The organism is Nocardia sp. CA-129566, from assembly GCF_050956075.1.
Taxonomy (GTDB): domain Bacteria; phylum Actinomycetota; class Actinomycetes; order Mycobacteriales; family Mycobacteriaceae; genus Nocardia.
The window spans coordinates 126546-150988 of the sequence record NZ_CP192086.1; the positions used below are offsets into that span (position 1 = coordinate 126546).

The following is a 24443-nucleotide window of genomic DNA, read 5'->3' on the forward strand; positions in this document are numbered from 1 at the left end:
AATCGGACACTCCGACACCGAATCTACGGCTTGGCCGAATTATGAACGGGCTTCTCGCGGCCAGACCCCACTGAAGCAGAGGCGGGGTCACCTCGATGGTGACCTCGCCTCGGACGGAAACAGCCGTCACTTGTCCCAGCAGTATCCGTGGTCAGTGGTGTAGCTCCATTTCCGCGGCCCGGCGCCGCCATCTTTCGGGAAAGCGACCTGCAGACATCCGTTGGCGGTGACCGCGGCGGCCGTGGCGGTGTCGAGTCCGTTCAAGTCGTTGGGAAAGATCGTGTTGATGCCCTGTTTGCACGCGGTGCCGACAACCCCGGCAAGTGCGGCCCCTGTTGCTGGGGATACTGGGCCACCGCCTGCCATGAAGCCGGCGAGACCGCAGATCGCGGCCGCGGCGTATTGCACAGTGTTGTCGGCTGTTTTCGCGCTGCCCAGCTCCTTGTTGATGTCCTTGGTCTTGGTACGCGACCAGTACTTCGTGCAGACCGCCGTTCCGGAGCAGTCGATCCAACTGTCACCGCTGCCTGGCATCGGCGTTGTGGCGCACTTCCAGGAGTAGGCGTTGTAGATGTCGCGAGCCATGGCATTGCCGAGTTTGTGTCGTGTGCAGTAGGCCTGCACATCGACAGAGAGGTCCGTGACGGCTTTGGCCGAGCCGATCGGATCCTGCTTACATCGCCACGTGTAGGCGTTGTGTTCGTCCAGAAGGTAGGCGGTGCCGGCCTTGAGGCTGCTGGTTGCCGGGTACTGAGTTTGACACTGCTCCTGAATTTTGACGTCGGTGTCCGTGGCGGCCGCCTGTGGAGCCGCAAGCACAGCCGCACATACGAAGGCAGTCAGAATGCCCGAGATCGTCGAGAAGATCCTCAATTTCGCATCTTTCCGCATGAAGCATGTGCACTTCACGCTGCTATCGAGGAGCGGCAGTCCCCTCAAACCGTGTTGGAAACGCCAGTCACCCTGCCTCCTTGCCAGGCAGGTGCACACGCTTCGAGCAGCCGCCAACCGCCGGTAGATCGACCTAAGCGTGTTCCCAGAAGCCGATGCGTGCGATATGGGTGTTCACCGTGCCGCCCTCAGCTCGCGGAGACAGACCAGTCGCCGGCCGCACTCGTCTCGGGCTCTTGCCCTTCCCTTTTCGGTCCGGATTTCCACGTGGTCGCTATCGAGTGCCCAGCATCGAGTTCAGAGTCCAATCCCTGTAGGTGAACGCCGATAACGCCTTCGATTTCGTTTTCGACCTCAGGCGGCATCCAAGAAATATTCTTCATGACATTCGAGAAAACGCGAACAATGTCCTGGACACCGTTATTGTTTATCGCACTGTCCCATGATTTGGCGAACTTTCCCCCTGGCTTGGTCAGCGTGAGCGTCCGCTCAAATTCCTTCTGAAAGTCCTGCGGAAATCCGCCTTTCAATTTCATCTTCGGGCTCACCTTTTGGACAGCTTCATTGAGTGATCCGAAAGGCTTGTCCAGAAGGTCGGCGGAGAACCCTACGCCACGTTCGTTCGCAGCGATGACCAGCGCCTCGACCTCTTCCGGGCGGTTGATGTCGCATTTTGGATGCCCATCTGTTTTTGGCATGGAGATAGCCTTGACAGCGTGGCGGTCACGAAACCAGGTTCTATACTCATTCTCCGATGTCCTGAGGCGCTGCCGTATCAGCGAATGGAAATGTGTGAGCACCGCTCCCCCAATGTCTTTGGTCTTTCTCTTCGCAGACGAAGGCGAGTCGGGTTCCGTCGGCCGGAACGATTCCGTCAAAACATCCAAGACATCGCTGAGTGGCGGATCTTTGTGGAAACAGTCGGAAACAACTGACCGTGCGACTGTTTGAAAGAGCTCTGGTTCCTTACATCTGTAAAATCCGTTCGCTGTAGCAAATATCGTCGAAATCCGATGCCGCCCGTCGAGCGCTCGACAGGCAGGCGTCGCGATCATCGCGTAAGTCCCCAGATGGCCATAGACCAGGACCATGTACATGCTGAGGTGCTCGAAGGCCGGACCAGCGGATTTCAGTCGAACTGGTTCGCTGCGAATCACCAAGTCGATGTCGCGGCGACCCGGTTTTCGGTGTTGCGCCGCTGAAGCGGTGCGCAGCGCACCGACCGCACCGCAGCCGGTGACCGCCACATGGCTGGCAACAAGGGCATCGAGATGCTTGAACGGGATGCCGGCGGCGGCGCCGACAGCTGGCGGCATGTGGCGCGCCCGGACATAACTATCGTTCCGATGCGCCACAGCACGCACACACATCTGCCCCCACTGACCGCTGGCCACAGTCTGCTGCAGACGCAACGAGTGCGCAGCCACCTCGGCCGGGACACCCTCGATCGCCTCGAGGCCATCGAAGACCTCCTCGCTGAAGTCGGCCGCCCCTAGACGCTCGATTCGCCCGCGCGTTCTATTGGCCTCGGCGACAAGAAACAAACTGACCGCTGCCAGTACAGCCCGAACAACACGCTCCGAACCTGCTGGAGAGAGTGTCGCTACTTGCACGCACTCTACGACCCCGTCAGGGCTCAATTCGCGGTAAAGCAATTGGTTCTGTCGTACTCCGAACAATTCCACCATCAGTTGAGACCACCTGTATGATGGTGAATTGTCTAGCGATGCCGGATCAATGCCGGATCCAGGGACGTCGATCAGCTTCAGATGTGCTTCGTGCAGGGAAAACACCGCCGCGCGCGCTGCCAGTTCGGCGGTCTGTCTTACAACCGCCGCAAGCATAGGGTCAATTAGACCATATGGAGTAGAAATCTGATCGTCCACGAACCTCAGGGTCGCTTCCCGAGATTGATTTTACAAGGGTGACATTCATGAATCGGATTCGTTATTCATGAATTCATTCATGAATCTGCCACGGGATGAATGAATCGGATGCATGAATCACAGAACCCGGTGCATGAACTATTGACTTGCCCGGCTATTCGCCCGCACACTGCGGCCATGCAGTCTTCTTTCGATTCTCTCGCTGGCGCCGGGAAATCCGGTCCACCTCAGGTGAAAGAGCTCCATCCGGTCAGTCCTTGGCTCGTCGTCGAGTCTCGGGGGGTTGACGCCGAAGAGATCGCCGAGGCGGCCTGCCGGCAGTGCCACGCGCATGGCATCGAATTCGAAAGGCGGGGCATCGACGCACCGCTGACGAAGTTGTGGTACTACCACGGACTCGTCATTACCCTGTCGCGGATCGTGACCTCGCCAGGTCAGGTCGCGCCGCTCGAGCGCATCGGCAGCCTTGTGCGGCAGTACCGCAACTTCAACGAGGACGGCATCCCCGAGCTGCTAGCTGGACAGCAGACCGCGTCCAAGGCGGGCATCGTCCAGCTCGCTGGCACGCCAAAGATGTTGCAGCATCCCAACATACGATCAATCCTGGACAAGGTGTGTAAGCTGCACCCCCTCGACGAGAAGTCCACTTCGCAAGAGGTGGACTTCTTTTCGATCTTCGATCCCGCCTTCCGCATGCCAGGCATGCCGACCCAAGAGCCTTCCATCCTCGAACAGAGCCGACAGGCCGTGTGGAGACTCTTGGAACAGTGGGGCATCGCCACCATCGAAACCGCGGCCGTGGCGTTGCAGGTCATCGAGGACGCGCGGATCTATTACCACGGCGAGCAATTCAGCGCGATGCGCCGCCCCTTCGGTGACGATAGTGATTTCAATCGTCTCGACTTCATCCTCGAAGACCCGAATGCCACATGGCCGAAGAATGAGCGCAAGACATGGACCGAGAATGGTGCCCGCGCCGCGCGCTATGTCCTGGATGCACTTAGCCAGGCTGACCCTGGAATTTCGCGGCCAGCGCATCGTGTGGGCAAAAAGGGTCTGCAACTGGACTTGTACGAACTGTACGCCAACCTCAAAAACGTTCCCGAATTATCTGAGCCCCTGCCGATCACCGGCGGCGAGCAACAAGACCACATTCATGTTCATGAATGACGAGTCATGTTCATGTTCATGTTCATGAAAAACTTTTTCATGTTCATGTTCATGCGTTGAGCGGGCTTCGGCTTTCCATTCATCCTTTTTGAATGGATCATGCATTAAATGCATGGTTAATGCTCTCACATTTGCGATAAGCAAATTTCCGGTGCTTCGCTGGATTTATGAGAAAAGCAACGCGAGATTTGAATTCGGGTGGTATGCCCCTGAACCGCCGCGGCCGCCGTGCCGTCGAGCGCGCCCGTCGGGTGGTCCCGGCGGTCATCGTGGTGCTCGGCGGTGCGGCCGCCGTGCTCGAGGAGTTCGGTCTGCACGAGCTCTCCGTGGTGGTGCGGATCTTCGCGCTCGTGCTGCGACTGCTGGTAAGCCAGCGGCTCTGGCGCGCGGTACAGACCATCGGTACGTGCACGGTGAAGGTCGGGTTCCGCGCGTGGGCCCTCGTCCGTGGGGTGGTGCGCTCCATCCGCGCCATGCTCCAACGCACCGTGACCCGCCTCCACGATGCGGGGCGCCGCGGCATCCGTCGTGTACTCCGCCGCCGCAGCTAGCGGTGCCCTTCTTCAAGATTTGGCCGGTGTGGGTTATGCGAGGTCAGGCTGCTGCAGGAGCTTCGGCACCCTGTCCGCTCAGCGACTCGGATCAGGACGTGGGCGCCCAGCGCCCGGGCAAGCGGCTACTCCGGAGCGGGTTTGACCGCATCCCAGGGCACCCAGTGGCGCAGAGTGACCTCGACGAGGTCGGAGCGAGTGCGGTAGTCCGCGGCGATCTCCGCGTACCACGTCGGCTCCGTCCCCAGCGCCACGCGCGCCCACGCGTAGAGCACGGCGGGCATCCACTCGTCATTCAAGCGGATATCCAGACTCCCCGCCTTCTCACCCAGAGTCGGCGGATCTACGCGGCGCCGATCCCGCAACGGGTGCACCCACACACGTTTTGGATCCACCAGCACGCGCCGCGGCGGCTCGACACGACGCAGCGCCGACCACCGTGGATCCCGACTCAACGGACCACCGCTCATCCGGTCCGCTCCCCACGCTCGAGCACTGCTATATCCGAGGTTGCCCGCGTCCACTGGGTGCGCTCAGGCCCAGCACCGGTCAAGGCCACACGCGCGGTGCGAGGACGCGTGGCCCGCCCAGATACCCGAACATCAATGTGTATTTCCCGTAGCAGGCCGCGTCCGCGGCGGAGCCCGACGTATCCGGCGACGCGGGAACGGATCTCGATATCGGGGCGCGCCCACCCATCACCGGTGACGAGCAGGACCGCGCCATGACTACGGGCCCGGGCGATGACCGCGCGAGTGCGGCTCGGCGACGCGGGAACGGATCCGGGAACATCCATCGCGACGACACCCACACCCTCGAGCAGCACGGCCGCGACGGCCAAGGGGTCATCGCCCGGGCAGGGAATGTGGGCCAGCCTGGACAAATTGCCACCCATCTCATGGATCGCCAACAACCCGATCCGCGGTGCGCCAAGCACTGCGGACCAGACGCCGGCGCCGGTCGCGGCCGCCAGCAGCGCCAGCATTACCGAGCCACTGCCGGTGCACGCCACGATGCTGCCGCGCGCGAGACCTCCATCTGGGAGGAGTTCACCCAAGCCCCCCGGCACGGCCGCGAGTAGGTCGACCTTCGGCGCGGCCGGTTGCCGCGTGTCAGCACCCACTCGGCCCGGAATGGCCGCCATCCGGGCGCGCAGAGCATCGAGCTGAGCGGCACGGGGAAGGGCAGCAAGCGATTCTGCGGGCGACCCGTCAGGTCGCTCGCCAGCCGCTCGTGACTCCATAGATTCGAACATATGTTCGCATATCATGACATGACATCGGAGTCGATGTCGACCACCCACCCGCAGGTCAGAGCCTATTCCAGGCCGTCCACCCGGGTGTGGCAGCGAACCATGTTGCCGCCCAACGCAGTCCGGTGCCAGGGTTGAATTGTCTTTCCGGCGCCCGGGGGACTCGGGTACGGTCGCAGAGTCTTTATCGTCTGCTCTCAGTCTTCCGGGAATTGTCCGGAGATGAGGTTGCCCTAGGGTTTGAATATGCGGAAGTCAGTTGGTCTCTTGGCCATACGCCTCGGCTTGTGGCAGATCGCCGCAGCTGCCTCCGCAGTCGGTGCGGGGCTGGCCTTCGGTGCCGTCGCCGGCGTACTCGTATTCGGGCGCGGAAGCCTCGGCGCTCAAGTGGTCATTGCGGTCACCGTGGTGCTGATGTCCGTCACGGTGGGTTCCTGGATCCGGCCGGGCAGTGCTAACTCGCCGGTTCGGCCCTCTCGGTCTGATCGGGCTGGGAATCCGACGTCTCCTCGTTGCCAGTAGTCGCCCGTTTCACCAGCCTGACGATGGCGCCGCCCTTGGAGGTCGCCACGCCGATTGTGATGCCACTGCCCAGTGCGCTGAATCCCACCGTCATCTTCAGGGAGACCCCCGCGAGATACAGCGCTGCACCAATACCGACACCGAAAACCGCCGCGGCCACCACGACGATGCCACCCACCATCAAGACAGTCGATCGCAAGAACCGCAGCAGAGTCAGGTAGCGCGTCAAGGTGTAATCGTCCGCCGTAGCGCGCAACAGCTGCCGATCGACCGAGTCGAGAACGTTCTCGGGCGCCTTCTGCTGACGCGGTGCGGGCGGCGGCGTCACGTGCGAGTTCTGCGCGGAGCCCTGCGTGGCTGCGCGGATTCGACGCCGCGCCAGCGCGCGAGCCTCGGGCACCTGTCGCTGCGGCCTGATCATCCTGCCGTCCTCAAGTGGGAAATATTCTTCGGCCCCAAAGACGTGCTACCTTCACCTTTTTCAGCAGGTGAAGGCCACTTTTGTGGGCGAAATCATTGGATCACGCAGCAATGAGGGAAGGATGCACTTACGCTGCAGCCATGTCCCGGGGGCTAGGCCAACTGCAGCTCTGGATCCTGCAGGATCTTCGGCGCATCGAGCTTTTGGAGCCGCTGTTCGGCTGGAGGGACATGGACGCAATGTTCGGCCGTGTTCCTGGTTCCCCCAGATGGGTTCACGTCTCCAAGCTCCTAATGAAATCGATCGATCCGAACGACCGGGCCGAATGGGCGAGCGTGCGTCGCAGCGTCCGCAGCTTGCATAACCGCGGACTCGTCGAGTTCAAGATGATGAACTTGCCGATCTCGCAACAAGATCCGCTCTACATGAGAGACCACGAAGTCGTTCGCAAGGTGATGGTTGTTCGACTCACGCCCGCTGGGCGAGCCCACATGGAAGCTCTCGATGACGAAGGCGCGCCAGGGCGAATCGACTAGAGCGATGAAAAGATTGACGGAAGAGCTTTGGATCGTTGATTCCAACAGCTGACAGGACAGCGTTGATGTTCTGACCGACAATCTCGCGCAACCGAAACGGCCGCGGTTGCTCGCCTGATCAGTTGCTTGAAGCAGCCGCGGGCGGCCATGCCCTCATGGGTGCCGTCGATGATGAGTTCGCGGATGAATTCGCCCAGTGGGTCAGTCGCTGGTTCCCTGGGTGAGCGCACCTAGCAGATCGACCACCATAGCCTCAAGCACCGGAATGAGGCGCTCCAACCGCTCGCGGCTAGGGCGGCCGAGGCTGCCGTGGACGATCTTGCTGCGAGCGTTGTAGCAGCTTACGAAGAACTCGGCGGGGGCTTGGCCGTCGTACTCGCGGTCGGTGAGAAGAGCGACCAGCCGTCTACCAGCCGCCGAGATCGTCTCTGACTTGGCGTTGCCGAGGGCATTCAGCAGAGCGTCCCGGTCACCGCTCGTCAGACTGGCTGACTTCGTGACGGCCCTGAACTGCTCCAGCAGGTCCAGAATCTGCGGCGAGCGTTGCTTGGTTTCGATCACTGCCTCGATCGCAGTCACGAGCAGTACGAAACGGGTCTCTGGGTTGGTATCGAAAAATGACGAATGCAGCAGGCGAAGCGCAAGCAGGTGGGGGTCGGAGACTTTCGGTGCGGTGGCCTGTACCTGTTCAACAGCGCTGGTTATCTTTCCTGCGTCACGGGAGACCATGGCCTCGGCGAAGAACCGTCCGAAAGCCGCGTCGAGGTCGGACGGGAAGACGAGCAGCCCGTGTCGATCGCGAAGGGCTTGGACGCCAAGCTTTTTGCCCGCGTCGGCGACGTAGCCCATGGGCTCGGCGATTGGGTTGTGCTCCGCGCCGAGGTCGATTCCTATGCGCTGCTCAGCAAAAGCAACCAGGAGGTACTTCCGCCACGTTCGGCCCGCCTCGATTGCCTCACTGTCGGTCGCGTACGGCCCGCCGCGCATTTCCAGTTTCTCGGTGTCGAGAAACCGAATATGCGGTGGCACGGGCGTGATTTCGACGCGGGGCGGGTCCTCCGAGAGCACAATCACCTGCTCATCGGTGTTAACCGACAGGCGGGTCCCCTGCGCGAGCAGGATCGTGTTTCGGAAGTTGAACGCTGGCACCCGGTGATGCTGTCACAATCCTGGTCGGCCGGTGCACTGGATGCGAACCCGCGCAGGGATATGCGGGGCACTCGGTGTCAGTTGTGCTCCGGCACTTTGATTTCAGTGGGAGAGCGGTCGAATCTGAGTCCGCGCCAGGAGGGGTGGCGCAGTCCGGAGGCGGTGCGTTCGCGGTAGGCGACATCGCCGACCAGGTGCGGCAGGACCCAATGCGCGGTGGCCGCGATCGACGACGGTACCGCGCCGGCGACCGGGGGCTCGGCTGTGGTCAGCGCCAGGAGCTCGTGGTGCAGCACACGGCGCGCGGCGTCGGTGAATCCGGTCCCGACGGCTCCCAGGAGAACAAGGTGCCCGTTCGGGTCGTGGGCGGCAACGAGCAGGGACCCGAACACGTCACTGCCAGCGCGGCCGGCCAGCCAGCCGACCACTACCACTTCGGTGGCGCGACGCAGGGGCAGCTTCCGCCATGCCTGCGACCGGCCGGACCGGTACGTAGAGTCGACACGTTTGCCGATGACGCCTTCGACCTGGTGTTCGGCGGCGACCTCCAGCATGCGAGAGACCGGGATTCCGCGATAGGACGGGGAGAGCAGGATCGGGCCGTGGGGCAGGGGGAGGCGCTGCAGGTGTTCGCGTCTATCGAGATAGGTCCGCGGGCGCAGGTCCTGGCCGTCGAGACCGAGCAGGTCGAACACATACATCTGCGTCGGCACCGTCTGGATCAGTGACTGGCTCGGCCGCATCACGCCTAAGCGGCGACCGATGCGGGAGAATCGCGGCACACCGTTGCGGTCGGGTGTCACCAGCTCGCCATCGAGGGTCATCTCCCGACCCGCGGCCAATGCGAGCAGCTCGTGGGCGATCTCCGGAAATGCTGGTTTCAGGGAGCTGCCGTTGCGGCTGACCATGTGGCATACCCCCTCGGAAATCCCTGCCAGGCAGCGGATTCCGTCGTACTTCCATTCGTAGGCGTACCGGGGGTCATCGTCGGAGGGAGCGGGCCCAGCCGTCGCGAGCATCGGTGCCGGAACGCGCACCATGAGCAGTAGCCTACCGATATAAAATACCGACCGGTCATATTTCTATGGTCGGTTCTCCCCATCGGAAAGCGCGGGTTCCCAATTGACCTCGCACCAGCAGTGTGAGGCCAGCATCCGAATGGTCCGCTGCGGCGGTACATGTAGCGGTATGACTGAAATAAATGACGCTGACCCGTGGGTGTGGGTGTGCGCTGGCTGCGACGAGCAGTTCACCTCTGGCTGGGACGACGAACTGGAAACCGCCATCGACGAGCCAGCCGCGACCTACCCGGGCAATAGCGGAGACCCGATTCATCTCTGCGGCGAGTGCGCTCCTGTGGCCGGGGACGACTGGTGCGCAACCGATTTCGCCGAAATCGTCGCTGACATCGTCGAAGGATAGGCCGAGCGGGCTGGCTACCGGGCCTGGGGCGCAGGCCCCGATGTCGACATCCACCAGCTGCGACATTCGCACGCGACCGAGCTGATCAACGCTGGCCGTTCGATCGAGGTGGTGCGCAGATCGCTTGGGCACGTCTCCACTGAGACAAGGCAGGCGTACGCCCTGCTCGGCGACAAGATCGCCGACGACGAAATCCGCGGCGCCTGTCAGCGAAGTGCGAGAACCTGAGCGCCTGTTTGCTGTGGCGGAATCCAGCCAGGCACTACTCGTCAAGAGACTCCGAGTCCGACGCTGTCTTCTTGGCGCTTTGGCCGCGTGTGGACTTCTTTGCTGGCGTGGACTTTTTGGCACTCGGAGCCTTCGCCTTGGCTGCGTCACTTTCCTCAGCGGTGTGCTTCGACACACCTTGGCGATCTTGAGCGTTCGCTGCTGTGAGGGCCGCCTGATATGTGGGATTCAAGTCCTTGAGCGCGGAATCCCGAAGGCCAGCGAATGGATTCAAGTTCTTGAGCGCGGCATCCAGGCGCGCGGTCGGATTCAAGTCCTTGAGCACGGCATCCAGGCGCGCGGTCGGATTCAAGTCCTTGAGCACGGAGTCAAGAGAGGCAGCGGGATTCCAGTCCTTGAGCGCATTTCCATAGATCTGTTGAGTTGCTTGCATGATTCCAGCGGCCTGATCGGAGTAGAGCCCATCGATCCAGCGAGTGTCGATCGCGCCCGTGACCTCGGGAGAGAAGGCGCGCGCATATGCTCGCGCCGTCGGTGCTGCCACGACGGCGTCCTTTACCTGTTCGGGCTGCTCGGAGATGCGGCCCAACCGAGAAGCTTCGTCGACTGAAGCTTCGCTGACTTCTGCGGCAAGGTGCTCTTGCGCGAGGGTCAGAAAGGTTCGCGCGTCGACCAGGTGGAAATCCTGATCTGCCCGATCCCGCATCTCTTTGACCAGTTCTGACCGCGGGCCGATATGCACACCGTCCTCGCGTACCCAGTCCGGCTTCTGCTCGTTGGTGATCATGAGGACCGGCATCTTGCGCTTCTCTGCTTCACGCATGGTCTGCTCCCACACCAGGAAGTCGCCGATCGAACGATCGCCTCCTTTGCTGGAATCGCGGTAGCCCGGCGGGATATTCGCGGTGAGGCGCTGCTGGCCGATTTTCTGAAGGCCAGCCAAGATGCTCACCTCGAACGGATCACCGATCTTCCCCTCCAGCAGGAGCAGCACCTCCTGCAGGATCGGATCTGAGTCGGGATGAGCGTCAGGATCGATCACGGCACCGGTGTCAGCCGTTTCGTCCAGCTCAGCGAGAACCTTTATCAACGCGTCGGCTAGGTGCTCGGCGATCGGCTGAACAGCCTCATCCCCGAGACCGCGGCGCCGGGCGAATTGGGAGATCGCAGCTACTGCTACGTCAAGGACATTGGCAAAGTCGCGCTCCAGGTTGTCTCTGACGTCGTGCCGCTGCCGGATGACAGTGGTTCGGCGCTCGAAGAACTCGTGACCTGTCCGGTGCGGTATCCACAGACGGTTTCCCAGGAGGCCCAGTACTTGCAGATACTGCGAGCGCGTCGTGTCGGTGAACCGGTACACATCCAATAGAGCGTTCGTATCGAGTACCACAAGACCGTCTACGACGAATCGGCGCAGGGCATCACTGCTCGGAGGGAAGTAGCCCGGAAACATGGTCTTCATGCTCGAGCTTTTGGTACGTCGACGCGGGGGCTTCGCCGCGCCAGAAGAGGTGTCGGACACCTGCTCAAGCCTAAGGAGCCTGAGTTGCCGAGCCTGCCTAAACCCGGAGTGTCACTGTGCGGGCCCATCAGCCGCGCGCGCCGTGGCATTCTGTACCGGCCCGACGTGCAGCTCGCCGTCGTGTTCGGCCAGCATCACCACGTCCGCGGCCAAACGCACAGTCTCGGAATGGATTTCCGCATTGCTCATGCCGGTGGCTCCAAATCGGGCGGTGGTGCAGGCGCGGTCTCCGGCGCGCAGTTCCAGCAGTGTTTCCACGGCCGCGAACGCGGCATCGAACTGTGCGCCGATCACCCGTGATGCGCGTTCGCCGTTGCTGGTGGTGGCGAGGGTGGCGGCGGTGGTGAGCGACTCGTACGCCTGCCTCAACGCCTTGTCCACCCTGAGTTCCTGCTCCGGGGCGGTGTTCTCGGTTGTCATCAGTTGTTCCTTTCGGTCAGATCCGGTAGCCGCGAACGTGTTTGGTGTGGGCGGCGATGGTGTCGGGGTCGCGGCCGTCGACCTCCAGGCAGGCCGGGCAGTACGGCGTTTCCGGGTACAAAGGCTGGTCCAGCCGATCCGGATTGGCCCACATCGGTTCACCACACAGGGCGCGCGGTACCCGGCGCAGCAGAGGCGGTGCCCACCTCAGCAGGCTCGCGCTCACCGATTCCCACCACCCAACGATGTGGTCGTACTCCGGTTCGTTGGCGGCCGGTTGCGGGTCCGGGTAGACCGTTTCCCGCCGATGATGTTCCTGGTGGGCGCGGATCATGTCCGCCAGCGAGGCGCTGGGGCGAACCTCCTTGTCGCGCATCAGTATCCGGCCATATCCCGAGCGCAGTTCCACAGCTCGCGAGGGCTGTGGCCGTCGCGGAGCAGACCGACGAAGATCTCCAGCAGCTCGGCATTGGCCTGCCGACCGCCGAACAGGTCGTCGACGCTGGCGCCGCACGCTTGGCGGATGGCTCGGTCGCTGTAGCGGTGGCCGGCGAAGAACTTCGCCTGTCCGACCACTGCCTCGTTGAACGCGGCGTGCAGCTCTGGGTCGACGTCGATGCAGTCCAGCAGCCAGGCCGGGTTGTTGATCGCGGCGGCGGCGGGCAGTTGCTGCTGGACCAGGCGGCCACGCTGATGCAGGCACAGCGACTCGCACACCATCTCCAGCGAGGACAGCGGGCCGCGACGGGTGGCCAGGCTGAGCAGATCGGCGGCGGCGGTCATCTCCTGAGCGAGCACCACCCGGTCCGGGTACGCGTCGTAATCCACGTTCTGGCTGCGGGTTTCGGGGTCGAACGCTGTCGCGGTGATGGCGACGTGGACCAGGTCCGCGACCTCGGCCGGGACGCCCGTGTCCAGGCAGCGGATGCGGGCGGTTTCGGCGGACAGGCGTTCGTCGCCCCGGTCGGGGCCTTGCCCCTCGGGCAGCAGGGACCGCCCGCACAGTTGGGTGTGATCGTGTGCGCAGGCCGCGGTGAACGCTGCTGCGCGCAGCAGCGGATCGATTACTTCCCGTCCGGCCGTGGAGTTCACAGCGTTGGCGAGTTGCAGGACGCCGCGCGGCACTCCGGCTCCGAGCGGGCCGGCGCTGGTGTGCCCGTCCGTGCCGCCGTTGTGGTAGCACATCAGCACGTCGGTCTCGACGGTTCCCGAGGCCCAGCGCGGGGCGGCCGGTGATCCGTAGCGGTCGGTCACCTCGGTGATGAACTGTGCGCCCAGCTCGATCAGCACCCGCGTGTGCGGGTCGGCGAGGAGGCTCGGATCCAGGTCCGCGACCGCGTCGAGCGTGGCAGTGATCAGGTTGTTCGGCATGGGGATGTTCTCGCTCATCGTGTTTGCCCTTCCGGCGCAGCGAGTGGTGTCCGGTGTCGCCCGACTTGTGCAGCCGGGCGACACTGGGGTTCGTGGGGGTGGGCTTCAGGCCGCGGCGGTGAGGGTGAGGCCGGTCTTCTCGGCGATGCGGGTCAGGATGTGGGTGCGCAGGGCGTGGGCGACTGCGGCGGAGTCGGCGGGGGTGTAGCCGTCCTCGAGGGCGCCGTGGCCGCCTTGGGTCTGGATCTCGAGCAGTTCGTGCAGCGCGGGCGCGGCGGTGGAGGCGTCCTCGGCGTGGTCGCGCATCGCGGTGAACATCGCCGGGCCGGGGGTGTTGCCGAGGGCCAGGGCGAGTACGGCGTCGACGAGCTGGTTGGCGCGCTCGGTGATGGCGGGGGTGAGGTCGGCGGTGGTGTCCTGCATCGGGGGTGCCCTTCCGTCGTTGGAGAGTCGGAGCGGGAACCGGGCACGTATCAGATGTTCGGTTCCCGCTGCGTCCTCGGAATGATCTCACTCTAGCAGCCTAGACTGTTAGCAGTCTAGCTTTTTGATTGTTGGTGTGCTGATTCCGAAAATTGCTGGTCACAGCGCTTGCCAGCCGAGGACGAAACCCGCCGCGAATCCGGTTGCGATGCCGATAGCGACGGCGGCGGCCGTTGTGGTGGCGGAGATCCCATGGCGGCGCGAGGGTGCGGACTCGAATCGCACGGTGGCGAGCAACGGCTGTGGCGCTGGTCCGCCGTACTGTGCGGCGGTCGGTCCTTCGAAGGTCGGATAGATGGTCGTGGTCATGGCAGCTGAGTCCTATCGAGGTCGGCGATCCAGATGGTGGTGGTGAGCCGCGCCTGCAGCGCAGGCGCGACGGCGGCCGGGTCGACGATGAGCCCGGCACGGGCAGAAGGGCCAAGAGAGCCGAGGAGCATGTCGAGTTCCGAACGCAGCGCGGCGGCCGCGGACATCACCCGAACGAGATGGCCGCTCTCGGCGGTATCGATCAATGTCAGTGCGGCACCGGCGACATCGGCGGTGCGGTCGGCGAGTTCGGCGACCAGGGCGTCGATGAATTCCGCGGTCGCGGCGGCCGCGATCGCCGGTGGTTCCAGGACGGAGGTCATCGGAGATCACCGCCCACACCGGTGAGGTGTTCGGGCCAGGCCTCGACCCGGGCGCAATCGGGGTCACTGCATTTGGCGCGCATGCCGTCGTCGGTATCGATCTCGTCGAAGGGTGCGCCGCAGTCACACAGCACGTCGGTGGCCCGCTTCATGACCGGGCCGCCACTGCTGTGTCATCGGGAACCAGGGAAGCCGCGTAGTTCAGCGACATCTCGGCCATGGCCAGCGCATCGGCGTAGGCCTGGCGCATGGTGGTGAACTGCTCGGCGATCTCGTCCGCCGGCACCACGGTCTCGCCGAGCTCACTGGCCTGGGCGAGCAAACCGTGTGCCTCGGTGAGGATCCGCGACAGACCGCGGCCGCGGCGCAGCACCGTGACCGGTTTGCCGGTGGCTTGGGCGTATTCGATCTCGTTGCGGGTCGATTCGCCGATGTAGCCGGTGACGTCGGTGACGACCAGGACGTGATCGGCCATTTCGATCTTGTGGCGGTGCAGCTCGTCCAGCCGCGCTTTGAGCGGGCTGTCCTGCTGGTCGGCGGGCACCGTTTTGAATGGCGGCACCACGATGCGTCCGGCAACGGTCTGCTCGGCGGCGACGTCCAGCATCTGCGGGAAGAAACGCATCGAGCCACACAGCGCGATGATCTCGGGCATATCCCTTTTTTTCCTTTCTTCCTGAGTTCAGGAGATGGGGGTGGGCAGGTCGGGGAATCCGTGCAAGGTCAGCGGGATCTGGTCGGCGAGTTCCTGGCGCCACTGGTAGGTCCATTCGCCCAAGGCGTCACCGGCGTCGAGAGCGCAGGCCAGTTCTTTGGCTGCCTGGTCGGCGGCCGCGGGGTCGACGCGGTGCAGGACCGCCAGCAGCCACACCGCGCTGTAGTTGGTGGTGTGGATCCCGGCGAGCATCCAGCGCAGCTGATTGCCCAGCTCGGTGCCGAATTCGGAGTCGAGTTCGGTGGCGCGGCTGGTGAGCTTGTCCACCAACTCGTCGCGGCGCGCGTCCTGGGCGCCGTCATCGAGCAGGGTGCCCAGCAGCGACAGCGCCGGTGAGGACTCGTCACCGGCCCATTCTGGCCACGGCCATGCGGGGGCCTGCTCGCTCGACACGCGCTGATGTGCGTCTTTGATCGCTTGGGCCTGCTCGGCTGTGAGCTGGGCGAAGTTGGCCCAGTCGATGGGCAGTGCCTCCAGTTCGGTCGCGAACCGGATGTAGTCGACGAACACCGAGTGGGTGACCACGCGCCCGGTTGGGATGTGGTTGAGGACGCGCCCGTGGTCGGCGAAACCGACCGTCGCGTCGTCCTCGATCCTCAGCGCCGGTGCGACGGCGAAATGCTCGGTCAACCGCTGGCCGGTGACGCTTGCGTGCCCGCCGTTGCGCAGGGGAATGGTGAGCTGGATAAGGGTCACGTTTTTTCCTTTTTTCCGGGGATCAGACGGTGACGGTGGCGGCGGTGGGCAGGTCCGGGAACCCGGGCAGCTGCATCGGCACCTGGTCGGCGATTTGCTGACGCCACTGGTAGATGCACTCGCTGGCGTCGTCGCCGTGCTCCCATGCCTCGGTGACGTGGCGGGCGGCGCGGTCGGCGGCGGCGGGATCGGTGCGCATGAACGCTGCGAGCAGGTAGACCAGCGCGTAGGCGGACACCGTTTCGATCGAGCTGGACGCGAGCAGATGGCCGGTGACGGTGTGTCCGAGTTCGGGATCGTAGGCGGCGATCTGCTGTTCGAGGGCGCGCCGCAACTCGCGTCGGTGCTCGGTGTTGTCGAGCTGGTCGTCGAGTTGGTGCACGATCAGTGACAGCGCCGGGGTCGACTCGTCACCGGCCCATGCCGGCCACGGCAAGCGTTTCTCTGGGTCGTTCCACACCTGCAGGTAGGTCTCGTGGACCAGGGCAGTCTGTCCGCGGGTGGGCTCGGTGAGGTTGGCCCAGTCGATCGGCAGTTCCTCCAGCGCGAGGGCCAGGCGGCGCGGGTCGACGAAGGTGTCGAAGGTGACTGCGCGGCCGGTCGGGATGTGGGTGAGCCCGTATCCGTGGCTGGCGAACCCGAGGGTTCCGTCCTCGCGGAGGGTTGTCGCGGGTACGAGCGCGAAATGCGTGCTGACCTGCTCACCGGTGAGGGTGACCTGGTTGTGGTCGCGCAGCGGGATGGTGACCGGGATGAGGGTCATCAGGATCTCCTTTCGGGTTGGTCAGCTGAGTTGGCCGCGGTCGAGCTTGCGGCTGAAGCCGTTGTTGTAGGTGGTGACCATGTATTTGGCGGCGAGCTTGCCGATCTGACCGGTTTCGACTTCCCGCAGCGCTTGGGCGCGGGCTTTGATCTGGCGGGGCACCATCTCGATCAGCACCTCACCGAGGCGGCGGTGATCGAGGGTGTCGGTGTAGGTGTGCAGGATCAGCGCCAGACCCATCACGATCGGGGCGTCCACCGAGTCCAGGCGGCGGCCCCACACGTTGACGATGGTCTGCAGGGTGTTGCCGAGCAGTCGGGTACCGCCCATGCGGTGGATCCGCTCCAAGGTTGCGATGCACCGGATGTGGCCGTCCTTGGGAGCCATGTCGATCGAGAGACCAGCCGCAGCGACGGTGTCCTCGATGTCGAGCACGGCCGGATCCATGGCGGCGCGGCGGGAGCGCCATTTGTCCCAGGTGCTCAGATTCTTTGTCTTGGAGTCGATTTCATGGAAGAGCGTGGCTTCCTGGGTGACCGAGAGACCGGTGTGGACGTTGGCGACCAGCACGGTGTTCGGGTCGCGCAGGCCTGCGGCGGCCCACCGGTGCTGGCCGTTGATCAGCGCGTAGCGGCCTTGGGGGCAGCGGGGCCCGCGGTCGGACACCTCGACGACACCGACCAGGCGTGGATCCCATTCTCGAGCGATCTTCTTTGCCCGGGCTCGATCGAGCTCACGCTGATAGGCCGCATCAGAGAACATCTCGATGATCGGGATGGCCGCGATATAGACATTGGGCGCGTCGACGGCGGTGGGCTCAAGAGTGGTCGGGCGATCGAGTACGGCGGTGTTGGTATCAGGCATGGGTGTATCCCTTGGCTCGAGCTGCTCGGTTGGCGCGCGTCTGCGCAGCGGATCGGGCGGCAATGAGGTTGTTGCGGTTGTGGATTCGCTGAATTTGAGCGTCGACGCGGGCGCCGAGCAGCAGCTCGGATGCCTCGTCGATCAGCGCGGCGGGCCGGTCGATGTGCCCGCAGGGGTTGGTCCAGGTCTGCACGCGGCCGCGCCATTGCGGGAGTCCGCGGGGTTGGCCGCAGCGCGGGCAGTGCGTGCCGATGTCGACGGAGACGATCGGTCCAAACAGGCCCAATGCCCACCATGGGCCGCCGATGTGGTCACGCAGGGTGACCGTCTGCAGCGATCCGGGCTCGACTTCTTCGGTCTGAGCGTGGCGGGCCATGGTGTCGGGTTCGGTACGCGCGATATCGGCCTCGCGCCGGATCCAGCGCCGTTTGCGGTAGGTGGTCAGCAAGTTCATCCGGCCTGACCTCCGTTTTTGGCGTGCAGTTGGTCGACGGAGACCTGCGCCAGCTCGACGTGCAGCTGGTGGGCTTGGCGGACGGCGTCGTCCTCCCACGGCGGTGTCGGAGTCATCTGCTGGCACGAGCACGATCCGACCCACAACTCGCGGCCGGCCGATGCGGGCACCGACTCCATGCGCAGCTGGTGCGCTGCGTGAGTGTTGTTGCTGGTCATCGGGTTTTCCTCCCTCTCGCGGCGATCGAATACGGTTCCGGTCAGGCGGCTAGCCATCGAAGAGTTCCGAATCGGTGTCGGCGTCCCACGGCTCGTAGTGGCCGCATTCGCGGCAGTGGGCCAAGTGCTCGATGCCGATCGCGATGTCGACGTCACGGCCGGGGATCTTCGCCAGCGGCGCACCGCAGCAGAAGCCGGGCGGGTCGGTGGGAGCGGCGGGGGCGCGCCGAAGCGCGGACACCAGCGGTTTCGGCGGATGCGATATCCGGGCGGCGGCCATCTGCCGGTAGACGTCGCGGGCCCGCTCCAGCTCGTCGGCCTCGGCGAGGACCGCGATCGGGTCGTCGCGGTGCCCGCACGGGTTGACCCATCCCCGCAGCCGTGGCATGGCGCGCGAATGGCCTGCGGGAAGGCAGCGTGGGCAGTTCGCGGCGATGACAACCGTGCGCGGCCGCGGCAGCAGCCAGCCGAGCACACCGGTGCGGGTCGCCACCGTCGCGCTCAGCAGCCATGGATCATCGACATTGATCCTGTTGCTGCGCTTGAACTTTCGTTTCACATCTCCTCCTCGGTTGGGCCGGTGTCGGCTCGGTTGATGTCGATCTGTGGGACGCACATCAGTCCGCCGCACGGCTTCTCGGTCGCTGCCGGAAGCGGATGCACCGTGGGTCTGGCGAATCCCGGTCGGCGCGGCTCCCGCGCTCGGCGGCCAGGCGGCCGACGTGTCACCGGAGGCCTCCGGCGGTGTTGAGGTCGGTCGCGGTGGTGACGGCCACGCGGGCGGCGGCCAGGGCGCCGCTGATTCGCGCGGCACGTTGCGGGTCGTTGTGGGTGCGGTAGTGGATCCCGGCGACGGACTCGGCCAGGCCCAGCAGATCCGCCACCGAGGTGAAGGCGTCAGCGAGCCAGCGCGGTCCGAGTTCGATGTCCTCGGCCTCGATATCCAGGTGCGGGCGCAGTCCGGGCGGCAACTGCTCCCGGGCCTGCATCAGGAACCGGCGCAGGCCTTCGCCGTCGTCGTCGACCGCTTGGTCCTCCATGCCTTCCAGCGACAGGATCAATTGTTGGAGAACGGTTTTCGCGTGCTCGGCCGCCTCGAGGGCGTGGCCGAAGTGACTGACGCGCCCAAGCATCGCGAGCGCCGCGAAACCCAGCTGCCCCAGATCGGCGGCCGCGATATCCGGCAACTCGCGAGCGGTCTGCTCGGCATCGATGCCCCGCAGCCGTGTGCCAGCGTCGGCAGGTTCGTCGGATTCGAAGATGGCGATGTTCATCGGGCACCGCCACCGGATTCGAGGCGTGCCCACATGCGCCGCGCCGCCACCGAGGGCGCGTGTTCCCATTCGGCGCGGATGACATCCATGCGGTCCTGCGCGGCGTGCAGCTGCTCGATGGTCAGATCGCCGGTGGCGGCGGCCGCGGTGAACTGAGCCGCGAACGCCTGGATCCGGGCGAGGTCCGCGCGCAGACGTTCCTGCCACTCGGGAATGGCGGTGGTGGTCATCGGATACCTCCAGAAGTGGTGATGGTCGGATCGAGCATCGTGAGGGCCTGGCGCAGCACGCTGCCCGCGAACTGCAGGTGGGAGTCGACGGCGCGCGCGGTCGGGTCGTGTTCGGCGCCGGCGATGGTGACGGTGATGGCGTGCGAGGCCTCCGCGCGGGCGATCAGCTCGACCGCGGCCGCGATCAGGTCGGTCAGGCGCGGGAACCCGGCGTCGGGTGCGCCGAGCAGCGGTCGCAGCAGGACCGGCAGCGCAGCGTGTAGACGGTTCAGGTCGATCGAGCCGCCGAGGTCGGCGAGCTCGGTCAGCGAGCTGTAGAGGCGGTCGCCAGTGTCGGAGCTGCACACCAGATTCGCGGTGGCCGGTGTGCTGCCGACCTGGGCGAGGACTTCGGTGAGGTGGTTGGCCCAGGTGCCCAGGTCGGTGGCGGCCGCGTCGGCGAGGGTGGCGCGGTCCGCGCAGGTGTATGCGGTGGTCATCGGCTATCCCTCCGCCTTTGCTCCGGAGCGGGCGCGTGGGCTGATCCCGCACAGCGGGCACCGCCGTGCCGCGCCGCCGGCGCTCTTGAGCTGGCGTTCGCGGCGGCGGGTGCCGTCCCAGGTGCGGGCCAGTGTCCACTCGATGCCGGCTTGGCCGATCACTGCGAGCAGGCGCGCACCGCGACCGGCGCGGTGCTCGGCGAGGCGGGCGTCGAGATCGGTTGTCCAGCCGGTGTAGTGGCGGGCGTGACGGTACGGCCGCTTGAAATGCAGCAGATAGACCGTGCCTTCGACGTCTTTGGGGCTCACAGGTCATCACCCCAGTCCCGGTGGATCGGGGCTCCGAGCAGGTGGTGCAGGTTTTCTGGGGTCTGCTCCCGCACGCTGTTGACCAGGGCGGCGGCGTTGAGCGGGTGCTCGCCGGAGTCGAGCAGCGCCGTCCCGAGGCGGTCGGCGTGGTCGGCCAGGTCGATGACGAGCTGGTAGAGCGATTCGGGGTCTTCCAGGCCGGTGAGCATGTCCGCGGCGCGTCGGGCCACCGCCGCGATTTCAGTGCCGAGTGCGGCTTCGGTGTGGGTGGTGGTGTTTGGCATCGGATTCCTTCCGTAATCTGAGGTGGAAGGGACCAGCCCGGTATCAGCGGGCTGGTCCCTTCGCCATTCACGGGACGCGGCAGCCGTCTGGGGTGCGGATGCCAGCGGCGGCCAGCACCGTCAGCGCGGTGTGTTTGATGCGGCAGAGCGCCCGATCGGGCACGCAGTCGATGTGCTCTTCGAGGACTTCACGGGCTTCGTCGACAGTGAGGGGTCCGGGATCGGTGCAGGACCAGCGCGAATCCACTCCCTCCGGGCCCTGGATCAGACCGGTGGCGGGCCCCGCATCGGGCGGTGTGTCCGCGACCAGCACCGCGCCGAGGGCGTCGATCATGTCGTCGACCAGGGCGAGCATGTCCTGGCGGGTGCGGGCACGGCGGGCACGGCGGCGGATCTGGGTACGCAGCTCAGCCATCTCGTCGTCGGCGGTGCCTCGAAATGGGTGCAGCAGCGTCATCGTGATCACCGGACCGCAGTGGTGTCGGCGAGCACGTCGGCCGGGCGCCACGGGCTTGTGGTGGTGGCGCCGGTGTCGCTGATGCGCACGTTGCGCACCATCAGCCGTAGCCGGTAGTCGCGGCGACGGACCCCGAACACACCGCGGGCCATGGCGGACACGTCGAACATCTCGTTCTCCGCGCTCTGACGGTCACGGAAGATGCTGGGGCCGCGGCCTTCCGGCTCGGCCAGGCGGAGCGAGAGCTTGCGCCACCACCTGCCACGGGGCAACAAAATCGCGAACTCCTCGCGCAGCTGCGGAGCGAGTACGTCGGCATTTGGGGAGGCGTCCAAGGATGCCTCCAGCGCGTCGATCGCGGATCCGATTTCGTCGATCAGCACGGTGAACGGCATCTCGGCGGGGCTGAGGGTGGTGGTCATCAGGGTGATTCCTTTCGATGAAACGGAACTAACAGAATTCTAGACTGTTAGCAGTCTTGCAGTCTAGAAGTGTTTAGGCGCTGTCTTCGTCGTCCGCAGAAGCGGCATCGAGCTCGTTGCCGATCGCGTCGGACAGCGCGTCGGCCTCAGCGAAGGCCTTGGCGATGGCGTCGTCCTCGCTCATGCCGTCCTCGGCCGCCTCAGCGCTCTCGTCGTCGGTGCTCTTGTCATCGGCGGGACCGTGGAAGGCGAGGATCGAGGCGGGAAGATCACCGTCGGGGAGGGCTGGGGAGGTGCGCTTGCGGGTGGTCATCGGCAGCACATCGGCCGCGCGGCCACTGCCGATGCCGTCCTCTTCGGTGGCGTGGCCGCTGGTGTAGTTCTCCACCTGCTCGGCGATCTGGTGGTCGAACGGGGGGTACATGCGTGCGAACCGTTCGAGATCCGCGGGGGTGACGTAGTAGGCGCGGACTCGCACGATCTGGCTGCTGCCGTCATCGACGACGTAGGCCATGCCCTGGGTGTCGCGGTCGGGGATGGAGGTGTTCGCGGCGCCGCGCTCGATGGCGTGATGGTCGCCGTAGGTCATGACCACCTGCTCAGGCGATGCCATGCGCATGCCGACGCGGATCTGGAACAGATCGCGCAGCATGCCGAGGATCGCCTTGTTGCCCAGCTGGGTGTAAGCCGATACCGAGACGCCGATCGCGCGGCCGAGCCGCATGATCGAGATCAGCAGCCGCAGAAACTCTTTGCGGGTCTCGGGGTTGTCGAGCAGCTCGGCCAGCTCGTCGACGATCAAGTGATACATCGGCGCGTCCGGGGTGGGAGTGTGCTTGTCGACGCCGCGGCGTTCCATGTCGCGGCCGCGCTTTTCCACCACCTCGTAGCGCAGCCACCGCAGCACTTTCGCGCCAGCCTTCTCGCTGGTCGCGGCGTAGTGCAGCAAGCCCTTCGCCTTGGCTGCCTCGATGCCGAACTTGAAGTCCAACATGATGTTGACCACCAGGCCGTCGCGGGCGGCAGGGGCGGTCGCGACCAGCGCGCTGTGAACGAACCCGGACTTTCCGGCACCCGGGACGCCGACGCCGAGCCAGTTGCGCTCCAGCAGCGGCACCAGCCAGAAATCGCCGTCATCACGCAGCCCTGGATTCAGCTTGGTCAGGTCGACCGGCTCCACCGGGACCGGCACCGCGATCGCGTTCTCGAGGGGGTCGCGGGTGCGTACGTCCAGGCAGATCAACTGCCCCTTGTGTTCCACGACGCGCACCGCGTCCACATCCAGCGCGACGGTCAGCTCCTCGAGCTTCGCCGCGTAGTGCTTGGGGGCGTGGCCGGGCAGCATCCGCAACCGGACACGGGCGCCGACCGGCACCGGCCAGATGCCCTCATCCGGTGGGTAGGACCCGTACGACGGCTCCAGCACCGGCCAGGATCCGGGCTCTCCACGCGTCGGGTTGGGCTCGGTACCCATCCCGATCGCCGACCACAATGTGACCGCCGACCACGGATCGGTCAGCCTGCGCACCACATGCCGCACCGAGTGCGGGAAGCTATCGAGCCAGTTGTCCCATGCGGCTTGGTTGGCGGCCGCGGCCCGCGCGATCTGGGTGCGCTTGGACACCCTGGCCGCCACAACCAGCACGATGACCGATCCGACAGCGGCCATCACCGCAACGACTCCGGCCGGGCCGAACGCGAACGCGGCCGTGGCGATGACCAGGAAACCGAGAGCGAAGATCACGGCAAAAGCGACGAATCCGAGCTCGATCACGCCGCACCTCCAAACAATGGCTTGACCGTGGCCATGCTGGCTGCGGTGCGGGTGAATACCAGTTCGATCAAGGCGGGTCGGTGTTCGACCAGCCGCAAATTGCATGTGGCCGCGCCGAACGCCACCGCCAAACCACGCAACTGCCCGGCGAAGTCGGCGGGGGCCTGGCCGGGCAGCATCCGGACTCGCACCACATCGGCGGCGCGACGCAAGGTCACCGACGCCAGCTGCGGCACCAGCACCTGATGGTTCTTCTCCACGGTCAGCCCGGCGTCGTCGAGGGCGCGTGCCCACCGCAGCCGATACCGCAGCCACCGCGCCCCACGCCCGAAAGCGAAGGCGATGGTCCCTGCAACCAGCAGCAACGCGGCCGCGATGAATGCGAGCCCCACCAGCACCGGGACCACCACAGCCCCGGCCCGGGACGCCAGATCTGCCGGCCACAACGGGTGGGTCAGATACCCCAATCCCACCGGGGTGCCGAGCAGCATGAACGCGTTGACAAACGGGGTCGGCTTCCGCTCTGAACCCTGTTGAAGACGTGGACTAGCCTGAGACCTGCCCATTTGCAGTCTCTCCTTTGAAAAGAAGGTTCAGGGACTGCCCTTACGGCAGGCCCTCAATCTGGAGGCGGCGGGCGCTGTTGGAGAGGTGCGAACTCTCTGGCGAAGTGAAATCCCTTTGTGGTGAAGGGATTTCACGTACGCGCTCGACCGCCGGGGATGGAGTTTTATGTGCCGAAACACCGTTTGGGAACGATCAGCTCAGTTCCCTGCTTCTCGACCCCGTAGGAGTAGTGCTCCTACGTACATGTGTCGAGTGTAGGAGCATGCCTCCTACAAAGTCCAGGGTGGGTTTCAGCAGGCCAGCTGTTGTTATAGAAGGGTGGTTTGAAACCATGCATCAACGTTCCACCAGGTCAGAGTCGCTTTTCATCGTCCCGATGTCGTGTTTTAGGCTCTTTGAGTCTCTTTTTGTCGCCTTTCGCGCGTAAGATCCTCTGCGGGAACGGACTTCACCCCTCCATCGGCGCTAGAAGGCGAATGTC

Annotated in this window: 35 protein-coding genes and 1 pseudogene; 5 read left to right on the forward strand and 31 right to left on the reverse strand. The window is 64.9% G+C overall.

Annotated elements, in window-relative coordinates; translation table 11 throughout:
- Positions 1-126: 126 nt before the first annotated feature.
- Together ACQP0C_RS42140 and ACQP0C_RS42145 are read right to left on the reverse strand one after the other, a co-directional pair.
- On the reverse strand, positions 127-891 hold the full coding sequence (locus ACQP0C_RS42140; RefSeq protein WP_433734879.1) for a hypothetical protein: 765 nt from the start codon (positions 889-891) through the stop codon (positions 127-129).
- Positions 892-1079: 188 nt separating this feature from the next.
- Entirely contained in the window at positions 1080-2777 is a 1698-nt protein-coding gene (locus ACQP0C_RS42145; RefSeq protein WP_433734880.1) for a hypothetical protein, read from the reverse strand.
- 177 nt (positions 2778-2954) lie between these two features.
- On the opposite strand from ACQP0C_RS42145, the gene ACQP0C_RS42150 reads away from it, so the two are divergent.
- Both ACQP0C_RS42150 and ACQP0C_RS42155 read left to right on the forward strand, forming a co-directional pair.
- The gene (locus ACQP0C_RS42150; protein WP_433734881.1) at positions 2955-3947 is read left to right on the forward strand and encodes a hypothetical protein; all 993 of its coding nucleotides are present in this window, start codon (positions 2955-2957) and stop codon (positions 3945-3947) included.
- A 203-nt stretch (positions 3948-4150) separates the two neighbouring features.
- Positions 4151-4498, forward strand: coding sequence for a hypothetical protein (locus ACQP0C_RS42155; protein ID WP_433734882.1), 348 nt, complete (start codon positions 4151-4153; stop codon positions 4496-4498).
- A gap of 125 nt (positions 4499-4623) precedes the next feature.
- On the opposite strand, the gene ACQP0C_RS42160 is transcribed toward ACQP0C_RS42155, so the two are convergent.
- From ACQP0C_RS42160 to ACQP0C_RS42170, 3 genes are all read right to left on the reverse strand, one after another.
- Positions 4624-4968 carry a hypothetical protein gene (locus ACQP0C_RS42160; protein WP_433734883.1) on the reverse strand — a complete coding sequence of 115 codons (345 nt, stop codon included), beginning with the start codon at positions 4966-4968 and terminating at the stop codon, positions 4624-4626.
- Positions 4965-5621, reverse strand: coding sequence for a hypothetical protein (locus ACQP0C_RS42165; protein WP_433734884.1), 657 nt, complete (start codon positions 5619-5621; stop codon positions 4965-4967). The genes ACQP0C_RS42160 and ACQP0C_RS42165 overlap by 4 nt, the downstream gene beginning before the upstream one ends.
- Before the next feature lie 583 nt (positions 5622-6204).
- The gene (locus ACQP0C_RS42170) at positions 6205-6600 is read right to left on the reverse strand and encodes a hypothetical protein (RefSeq protein ID WP_433734885.1); all 396 of its coding nucleotides are present in this window, start codon (positions 6598-6600) and stop codon (positions 6205-6207) included.
- 233 nt (positions 6601-6833) lie between these two features.
- Here ACQP0C_RS42170 and ACQP0C_RS42175 point away from each other — a divergent pair, with 233 nt between their 5' ends.
- Positions 6834-7229 carry a hypothetical protein gene (locus tag ACQP0C_RS42175; protein WP_433734886.1) on the forward strand — a complete coding sequence of 132 codons (396 nt, stop codon included), beginning with the start codon at positions 6834-6836 and terminating at the stop codon, positions 7227-7229.
- A gap of 201 nt (positions 7230-7430) precedes the next feature.
- Here ACQP0C_RS42175 and ACQP0C_RS42180 read toward each other — a convergent pair whose 3' ends face one another.
- Positions 7431-8378, reverse strand: a complete 948-nt coding sequence (locus ACQP0C_RS42180) for a hypothetical protein (protein ID WP_433734887.1) — start codon at positions 8376-8378, stop codon at positions 7431-7433.
- A 77-nt stretch (positions 8379-8455) separates the two neighbouring features.
- A complete protein-coding gene (locus ACQP0C_RS42185; RefSeq protein WP_433734888.1) occupies positions 8456-9418 on the reverse strand; it encodes an ATP-dependent DNA ligase in 963 nt (320 codons plus the stop codon).
- Positions 9419-9566: 148 nt separating this feature from the next.
- Between ACQP0C_RS42185 and ACQP0C_RS42190 the strand changes: the two genes are divergently transcribed.
- Both ACQP0C_RS42190 and ACQP0C_RS42195 read left to right on the forward strand, forming a co-directional pair.
- Positions 9567-9800, forward strand: a complete 234-nt coding sequence (locus tag ACQP0C_RS42190) for a hypothetical protein (protein ID WP_433734889.1) — start codon at positions 9567-9569, stop codon at positions 9798-9800.
- Positions 9801-9842: 42 nt separating this feature from the next.
- Positions 9843-10028, forward strand: a pseudogene (locus ACQP0C_RS42195) (tyrosine-type recombinase/integrase); the annotation flags it as partial.
- Between the two features lie 34 nt (positions 10029-10062).
- Here ACQP0C_RS42195 and ACQP0C_RS42200 read toward each other — a convergent pair.
- The 24 genes from ACQP0C_RS42200 to ACQP0C_RS42315 all read right to left on the reverse strand — a co-directional run bounded on the left by ACQP0C_RS42200 (position 10063) and on the right by ACQP0C_RS42315 (position 23886).
- Positions 10063-11550, reverse strand: a complete 1488-nt coding sequence (locus tag ACQP0C_RS42200) for a PIN-like domain-containing protein (RefSeq protein ID WP_433734890.1) — start codon at positions 11548-11550, stop codon at positions 10063-10065.
- A 51-nt stretch (positions 11551-11601) separates the two neighbouring features.
- On the reverse strand, positions 11602-11970 hold the full coding sequence (locus ACQP0C_RS42205; protein ID WP_433734891.1) for a hypothetical protein: 369 nt from the start codon (positions 11968-11970) through the stop codon (positions 11602-11604).
- Between the two features lie 16 nt (positions 11971-11986).
- Complete coding sequence (locus tag ACQP0C_RS42210) at positions 11987-12346, reverse strand: hypothetical protein (RefSeq protein WP_433734892.1); 360 nt, start codon at positions 12344-12346, stop codon at positions 11987-11989.
- Positions 12346-13359 carry a hypothetical protein gene (locus ACQP0C_RS42215; protein WP_433734893.1) on the reverse strand — a complete coding sequence of 338 codons (1014 nt, stop codon included), beginning with the start codon at positions 13357-13359 and terminating at the stop codon, positions 12346-12348. The genes ACQP0C_RS42210 and ACQP0C_RS42215 overlap by 1 nt, the downstream gene beginning before the upstream one ends.
- Positions 13360-13446: 87 nt before the next feature.
- Complete coding sequence (locus ACQP0C_RS42220) at positions 13447-13764, reverse strand: hypothetical protein (RefSeq protein WP_433734894.1); 318 nt, start codon at positions 13762-13764, stop codon at positions 13447-13449.
- 159 nt (positions 13765-13923) lie between these two features.
- Positions 13924-14133: a hypothetical protein gene (locus ACQP0C_RS42225; protein ID WP_433734895.1), complete on the reverse strand. Its 210-nt coding sequence runs from the start codon at positions 14131-14133 to the stop codon at positions 13924-13926.
- A complete protein-coding gene (locus ACQP0C_RS42230; protein ID WP_433734896.1) occupies positions 14130-14456 on the reverse strand; it encodes a hypothetical protein in 327 nt (108 codons plus the stop codon). Before ACQP0C_RS42230 ends, ACQP0C_RS42225 begins: the two co-directional genes overlap by 4 nt.
- Complete coding sequence (locus ACQP0C_RS42235; RefSeq protein ID WP_433734897.1) at positions 14453-14608, reverse strand: hypothetical protein; 156 nt, start codon at positions 14606-14608, stop codon at positions 14453-14455. The genes ACQP0C_RS42230 and ACQP0C_RS42235 overlap by 4 nt, the downstream gene beginning before the upstream one ends.
- Positions 14605-15111 (reverse strand): hypothetical protein, encoded by a 507-nt coding sequence (locus ACQP0C_RS42240; RefSeq protein ID WP_433734898.1) that lies wholly within the window; start codon positions 15109-15111, stop codon positions 14605-14607. The genes ACQP0C_RS42235 and ACQP0C_RS42240 overlap by 4 nt, the downstream gene beginning before the upstream one ends.
- 27 nt (positions 15112-15138) lie before the next feature.
- Positions 15139-15867, reverse strand: a complete 729-nt coding sequence (locus ACQP0C_RS42245) for a hypothetical protein (protein WP_433734899.1) — start codon at positions 15865-15867, stop codon at positions 15139-15141.
- A gap of 22 nt (positions 15868-15889) precedes the next feature.
- Complete coding sequence (locus tag ACQP0C_RS42250; protein ID WP_433734900.1) at positions 15890-16630, reverse strand: hypothetical protein; 741 nt, start codon at positions 16628-16630, stop codon at positions 15890-15892.
- A 21-nt stretch (positions 16631-16651) separates the two neighbouring features.
- Positions 16652-17494: a DUF6551 family protein gene (locus ACQP0C_RS42255; RefSeq protein ID WP_433734901.1), complete on the reverse strand. Its 843-nt coding sequence runs from the start codon at positions 17492-17494 to the stop codon at positions 16652-16654.
- Positions 17487-17948: a hypothetical protein gene (locus ACQP0C_RS42260; RefSeq protein ID WP_433734902.1), complete on the reverse strand. Its 462-nt coding sequence runs from the start codon at positions 17946-17948 to the stop codon at positions 17487-17489. Before ACQP0C_RS42260 ends, ACQP0C_RS42255 begins: the two co-directional genes overlap by 8 nt.
- Positions 17945-18166, reverse strand: coding sequence for a hypothetical protein (locus tag ACQP0C_RS42265; RefSeq protein WP_433734903.1), 222 nt, complete (start codon positions 18164-18166; stop codon positions 17945-17947). The genes ACQP0C_RS42260 and ACQP0C_RS42265 overlap by 4 nt, the downstream gene beginning before the upstream one ends.
- Before the next feature lie 49 nt (positions 18167-18215).
- Entirely contained in the window at positions 18216-18725 is a 510-nt protein-coding gene (locus tag ACQP0C_RS42270) for a hypothetical protein (protein WP_433734904.1), read from the reverse strand.
- 166 nt (positions 18726-18891) lie between these two features.
- Positions 18892-19440: a hypothetical protein gene (locus ACQP0C_RS42275; RefSeq protein ID WP_433734905.1), complete on the reverse strand. Its 549-nt coding sequence runs from the start codon at positions 19438-19440 to the stop codon at positions 18892-18894.
- Positions 19437-19670, reverse strand: coding sequence for a hypothetical protein (locus ACQP0C_RS42280; protein WP_433734906.1), 234 nt, complete (start codon positions 19668-19670; stop codon positions 19437-19439). Before ACQP0C_RS42280 ends, ACQP0C_RS42275 begins: the two co-directional genes overlap by 4 nt.
- Positions 19667-20149, reverse strand: a complete 483-nt coding sequence (locus tag ACQP0C_RS42285; RefSeq protein ID WP_433734907.1) for a hypothetical protein — start codon at positions 20147-20149, stop codon at positions 19667-19669. The genes ACQP0C_RS42280 and ACQP0C_RS42285 overlap by 4 nt, the downstream gene beginning before the upstream one ends.
- 3 nt (positions 20150-20152) lie before the next feature.
- Entirely contained in the window at positions 20153-20458 is a 306-nt protein-coding gene (locus ACQP0C_RS42290) for a hypothetical protein (RefSeq protein ID WP_433734908.1), read from the reverse strand.
- Positions 20455-20742, reverse strand: coding sequence for a hypothetical protein (locus tag ACQP0C_RS42295; RefSeq protein ID WP_433734909.1), 288 nt, complete (start codon positions 20740-20742; stop codon positions 20455-20457). The genes ACQP0C_RS42290 and ACQP0C_RS42295 overlap by 4 nt, the downstream gene beginning before the upstream one ends.
- A gap of 67 nt (positions 20743-20809) precedes the next feature.
- The gene (locus ACQP0C_RS42300; protein WP_433734910.1) at positions 20810-21199 is read right to left on the reverse strand and encodes a hypothetical protein; all 390 of its coding nucleotides are present in this window, start codon (positions 21197-21199) and stop codon (positions 20810-20812) included.
- A 5-nt stretch (positions 21200-21204) separates the two neighbouring features.
- On the reverse strand, positions 21205-21621 hold the full coding sequence (locus ACQP0C_RS42305; RefSeq protein ID WP_433734911.1) for a hypothetical protein: 417 nt from the start codon (positions 21619-21621) through the stop codon (positions 21205-21207).
- A gap of 73 nt (positions 21622-21694) precedes the next feature.
- The gene (locus ACQP0C_RS42310; protein WP_433734912.1) at positions 21695-23395 is read right to left on the reverse strand and encodes an FtsK/SpoIIIE domain-containing protein; all 1701 of its coding nucleotides are present in this window, start codon (positions 23393-23395) and stop codon (positions 21695-21697) included.
- Positions 23392-23886, reverse strand: coding sequence for a hypothetical protein (locus ACQP0C_RS42315; protein ID WP_433734913.1), 495 nt, complete (start codon positions 23884-23886; stop codon positions 23392-23394). The genes ACQP0C_RS42310 and ACQP0C_RS42315 overlap by 4 nt, the downstream gene beginning before the upstream one ends.
- Positions 23887-24443 lie beyond the last annotated feature (557 nt).

Bases quoted from the DNA above. Each gene is read 5' to 3' on its own strand.
- ACQP0C_RS42210 (WP_433734892.1), bottom strand. From the start codon at position 12,346: ATGCGCGACAAGGAGGTTCGCCCCAGCGCCTCGCTGGCGGACATGATC.
- ACQP0C_RS42140 (WP_433734879.1), bottom strand. From the start codon at position 891: ATGCGGAAAGATGCGAAATTGAGGATCTTCTCGACGATCTCGGGCATT.
- ACQP0C_RS42300 (WP_433734910.1), bottom strand. From the start codon at position 21,199: ATGACGCTGCTGCACCCATTTCGAGGCACCGCCGACGACGAGATGGCT.
- ACQP0C_RS42220 (WP_433734894.1), bottom strand. From the start codon at position 13,764: ATGCAGGACACCACCGCCGACCTCACCCCCGCCATCACCGAGCGCGCC.
- ACQP0C_RS42150 (WP_433734881.1), top strand. From the start codon at position 2,955: ATGCAGTCTTCTTTCGATTCTCTCGCTGGCGCCGGGAAATCCGGTCCA.
- ACQP0C_RS42265 (WP_433734903.1), bottom strand. From the start codon at position 18,166: ATGACCAGCAACAACACTCACGCAGCGCACCAGCTGCGCATGGAGTCG.
- ACQP0C_RS42305 (WP_433734911.1), bottom strand. From the start codon at position 21,621: ATGACCACCACCCTCAGCCCCGCCGAGATGCCGTTCACCGTGCTGATC.
- ACQP0C_RS42230 (WP_433734896.1), bottom strand. From the start codon at position 14,456: ATGACCTCCGTCCTGGAACCACCGGCGATCGCGGCCGCCGCGACCGCG.
- ACQP0C_RS42160 (WP_433734883.1), bottom strand. From the start codon at position 4,968: ATGAGCGGTGGTCCGTTGAGTCGGGATCCACGGTGGTCGGCGCTGCGT.
- ACQP0C_RS42225 (WP_433734895.1), bottom strand. From the start codon at position 14,133: ATGACCACGACCATCTATCCGACCTTCGAAGGACCGACCGCCGCACAG.
- ACQP0C_RS42280 (WP_433734906.1), bottom strand. From the start codon at position 19,670: ATGACCACCACCGCCATTCCCGAGTGGCAGGAACGTCTGCGCGCGGAC.
- ACQP0C_RS42215 (WP_433734893.1), bottom strand. From the start codon at position 13,359: ATGAGCGAGAACATCCCCATGCCGAACAACCTGATCACTGCCACGCTC.
- ACQP0C_RS42240 (WP_433734898.1), bottom strand. From the start codon at position 15,111: ATGCCCGAGATCATCGCGCTGTGTGGCTCGATGCGTTTCTTCCCGCAG.
- ACQP0C_RS42250 (WP_433734900.1), bottom strand. From the start codon at position 16,630: ATGACCCTCATCCCGGTCACCATCCCGCTGCGCGACCACAACCAGGTC.
- ACQP0C_RS42155 (WP_433734882.1), top strand. From the start codon at position 4,151: ATGCCCCTGAACCGCCGCGGCCGCCGTGCCGTCGAGCGCGCCCGTCGG.
- ACQP0C_RS42190 (WP_433734889.1), top strand. From the start codon at position 9,567: ATGACTGAAATAAATGACGCTGACCCGTGGGTGTGGGTGTGCGCTGGC.
- ACQP0C_RS42255 (WP_433734901.1), bottom strand. From the start codon at position 17,494: ATGCCTGATACCAACACCGCCGTACTCGATCGCCCGACCACTCTTGAG.
- ACQP0C_RS42295 (WP_433734909.1), bottom strand. From the start codon at position 20,742: ATGCCAAACACCACCACCCACACCGAAGCCGCACTCGGCACTGAAATC.
- ACQP0C_RS42205 (WP_433734891.1), bottom strand. From the start codon at position 11,970: ATGACAACCGAGAACACCGCCCCGGAGCAGGAACTCAGGGTGGACAAG.
- ACQP0C_RS42260 (WP_433734902.1), bottom strand. From the start codon at position 17,948: ATGAACTTGCTGACCACCTACCGCAAACGGCGCTGGATCCGGCGCGAG.
- ACQP0C_RS42285 (WP_433734907.1), bottom strand. From the start codon at position 20,149: ATGACCACCGCATACACCTGCGCGGACCGCGCCACCCTCGCCGACGCG.
- ACQP0C_RS42185 (WP_433734888.1), bottom strand. From the start codon at position 9,418: ATGGTGCGCGTTCCGGCACCGATGCTCGCGACGGCTGGGCCCGCTCCC.
- ACQP0C_RS42275 (WP_433734905.1), bottom strand. From the start codon at position 19,440: ATGAACATCGCCATCTTCGAATCCGACGAACCTGCCGACGCTGGCACA.
- ACQP0C_RS42175 (WP_433734886.1), top strand. From the start codon at position 6,834: ATGTCCCGGGGGCTAGGCCAACTGCAGCTCTGGATCCTGCAGGATCTT.
- ACQP0C_RS42235 (WP_433734897.1), bottom strand. From the start codon at position 14,608: ATGAAGCGGGCCACCGACGTGCTGTGTGACTGCGGCGCACCCTTCGAC.
- ACQP0C_RS42315 (WP_433734913.1), bottom strand. From the start codon at position 23,886: ATGCTGCTCGGCACCCCGGTGGGATTGGGGTATCTGACCCACCCGTTG.